At 67.5% G+C, this 3,176-nt stretch carries 1 protein-coding gene; it reads left to right on the forward strand.

Annotated elements, in window-relative coordinates:
- Positions 1-402: 402 nt before the first annotated feature.
- Positions 403-3,176, forward strand: a 2,774-nt coding sequence (locus tag HMPREF3115_RS16700) for an ATP-dependent Clp protease ATP-binding subunit (RefSeq protein ID WP_070555240.1), incomplete at its 3' end; no start/stop codon positions are given.

The following is a 3,176-nucleotide window of genomic DNA, read 5'->3' on the forward strand; positions in this document are numbered from 1 at the left end:
GGCGCGCGCCGCGCGCGCCACCTGCCGCCGCCTTTCCCCTCGCCCTGCGCCGCGCCCGCCCGTGCGGAGCCGCGCACGCGCGTCTGTACTCCTCGCGGCCCGCGTTCGCGCGCATGCGAGGGTGCAATTTGCCGACGGACCGGCACGGAACTGTGTCTTGGATGGGTTGCGGCGATTCGCTATTTTGAACGCAGTCGAAGTCGAGCCGCGGGCTCCACGAAGCGCGCGCGTACGCGGTGCCGAACGCCGTCGCCGGCTGCCGCGTCGCGCGCTGCGCGACGGTACGGGCGCCGAGCGCGCGCCGCCGCGCCGCGCCGCGTGTCGCGGTCAGCACGTTCCGTTGCCGCCACGCATCGGGACGTCGCCCTTCGATCCACTTTCATTGACAGGAGCCAGACCACCATGCCCGCACTTTGCGACATCTGTCACGCCCGGCCCGCCGTTGCGCGCGCCACCGTGATGCAGGACGGCGAACGCAAGACGATCTCGATCTGCGACTATCACTTCCGGCAGCTGATGCGCCATCAGAGCATGCTGAATCCGTTCGACTCGCTGCTCGGCGGCGGTCCGTCGTCGCTGTTCGGCGGCCTCGGCGAAGCATCGCCGCTCGCCGCGGAAATCCCGCGCGAATCGGTCGATCCGACCGACGCGTTCAGCGAGCAGACGCTCGAGCTGCTGCAGCGCGCGGCCGAGAAGGCACACGAGCTGCGCCGCAACGAACTCGACACCGAACACCTGCTGTACGCGCTCGCCGACACCGACGTATGCGCGGCACTGCTGAAGGAACTGAAGCTGTCGCCGCAGGACATCAAGGCCTACATCGACGAACATGCGCACACCGGCAACGCCGATCCGGACCAGTCGCTCGAGAAGCTGTCGATCTCGCCGCGCGTGAAAAAGGCCGTGCAGTACGCGTTCCAGGCGTCGCGCGATCTCGGCCATTCGTACATCGGGCCCGAGCATCTGCTGATCGGGCTCGCATCGGTGCCGGACAGCATCGCCGGCACGCTGCTGAAGAAATACGGCGTGACGCCCGAGGCGCTGCGCCAGAAGGTCGTGAAGGTCGTCGGCAAGGGCGCCGAAGACGGCCGCGTCGACACGCCGACCGGCACGCCGAATCTCGACAAGTTCGGCCGCGACCTGACCGCGCTTGCACGCCAGGGCAAGCTCGACCCCGTGCTCGGCCGCGCGCAGGAAATCGAAAGCGCGATCGAGGTGCTCGCGCGCCGCAAGAAGAACAACCCCGTGCTGATCGGCGAGCCGGGCGTCGGCAAGACGGCGATCGTCGAAGGGCTCGCGCAGCGGATCGTCAATGGCGACGTGCCGGAAGTGCTGCGCGGCAAGCGCCTCGTCGAGGTCAACATCAATTCGATGGTCGCCGGCGCGAAATATCGCGGCGAGTTCGAGGAGCGCGCGAAGCAGCTGATCGACGAGGTTACCGCGAAGCAGGACGAACTGATCCTGTTCATCGACGAGCTGCATACGATCGTCGGCGCGGGGCAAGGCGGCGGCGAAGGCGGGCTCGACATCGCCAACGTGCTGAAGCCGGCGCTCGCGCGCGGCGAGCTGAGCCTGATCGGCGCGACGACGCTGAACGAATACCAGAAGTACATCGAGAAGGATGCGGCGCTCGAGCGGCGCTTCCAGCCCGTGTTCGTGCCGGAGCCGAGCGTCGAGCAGACGATCGTGATCCTGCGCGGGCTGCGCGACAGCCTCGAAGCGCACCACCAGGTCACGTTCTCCGACGACGCGTTCGTCGCCGCCGCCGAATTCGCGGACCGCTACATCACGTCGCGCTTTCTGCCCGACAAGGCGATCGACCTGATCGATCAGGCGGCCGCGCGCGTGCGAATCGGCGCGACCTCGCGCCCGGTCGACATCCAGGAAGACGAAGCGCAGATCGCGCAGCTCAAGCGCGAGCAGGACTACGCGACCTCGCGCAAGCGCTTCGACGAGGCGAAGCAGTTCGAAGAACGGATCAACGCGAAACAGAAGGCGCTCGACGAGAAGATGGAAGCGTGGCAGCGCAAGACCGGCTCCGAGACGCTCGAGGTCACGGTCGAATCGGTCGCCGAGGTCGTCTCGCGCCTGACCGGCATTCCGGTGTCCGAACTCACGCAGGAAGAGCGTCAGAAGCTGCTGAAGATGGAAGAGCAGCTGCGCGAGCGCGTGGTCGGACAGAACGACGCGGTGGTCGCGGTCAGCGATGCGGTGCGCCTGTCGCGCGCGGGGCTCGGTCAGACGCACCGGCCGATCGCGACGTTTCTGTTCCTCGGGCCGACCGGCGTCGGCAAGACCGAGCTCGCGAAGGCGCTCGCCGAAAGCGTGTTCGGCGACGAGCAGGCGATCATCCGGATCGACATGTCCGAATACATGGAGCGGCACGCGGTCGCGCGGCTGATCGGCGCGCCGCCCGGCTACGTCGGCTACGACGAAGGCGGTCAGCTGACCGAGCGCGTGCGGCGCCGCCCGTACAGCGTGATCCTGCTCGACGAGATCGAGAAGGCGCATCCGGACGTCTACAACGTGCTGCTGCAGGTGTTCGACGACGGCCGGCTCACCGACGGCAAGGGACGCGTCGTCGACTTCAGCAACACGATCATCATCGCGACGAGCAACCTCGGCGCGGCGATCATCATGGACAACCTCACGCAGCCGGAAGCCGCGCGCAAGACCGACAAGGCGATCCGCGAAGAACTGATGCAGGTGCTGAAGGGCCACTTCCGCCCCGAGTTCCTGAACCGGATCGACGAAGTGATCGTGTTCCATGCGCTGTCGAAGGAGAACATCCGCTCGATCGTGCAGATCCAGCTCGATCGCGTCGTACGCACCGCGGCCGCGCAGGACATCCAGCTCGTGATGGGCGAATCGCTGATCGAGCATCTGACCGAAGCGGGCTATCAGCCGGAATTCGGCGCGCGCGAACTGAAGCGTCAGGTGCGGCAGACGATCGAGACGCGGCTCGCGAAGGAAATCCTCGCGGACGCGCTGAAATCCGGCGATCGCGTCGAGGTCGACTACGACAAGGGCCGCGGCGAAGTGACGTTCAACAAGCTGGCGCCGGACGAGGCGAAGGATGCGAAGGACGCCAAGCAGGCCGGCAACGGCCGCGCGAAGGGCAACGGCAGTGCCGCTGCGGCCGACGGCCGGCCCGACGGCGAGGCCGGCGCGAGCGA

Source organism: Burkholderia sp. HMSC10F09 (assembly GCF_001806955.1).
GTDB lineage: Bacteria > Pseudomonadota > Gammaproteobacteria > Burkholderiales > Burkholderiaceae > Burkholderia > Burkholderia multivorans.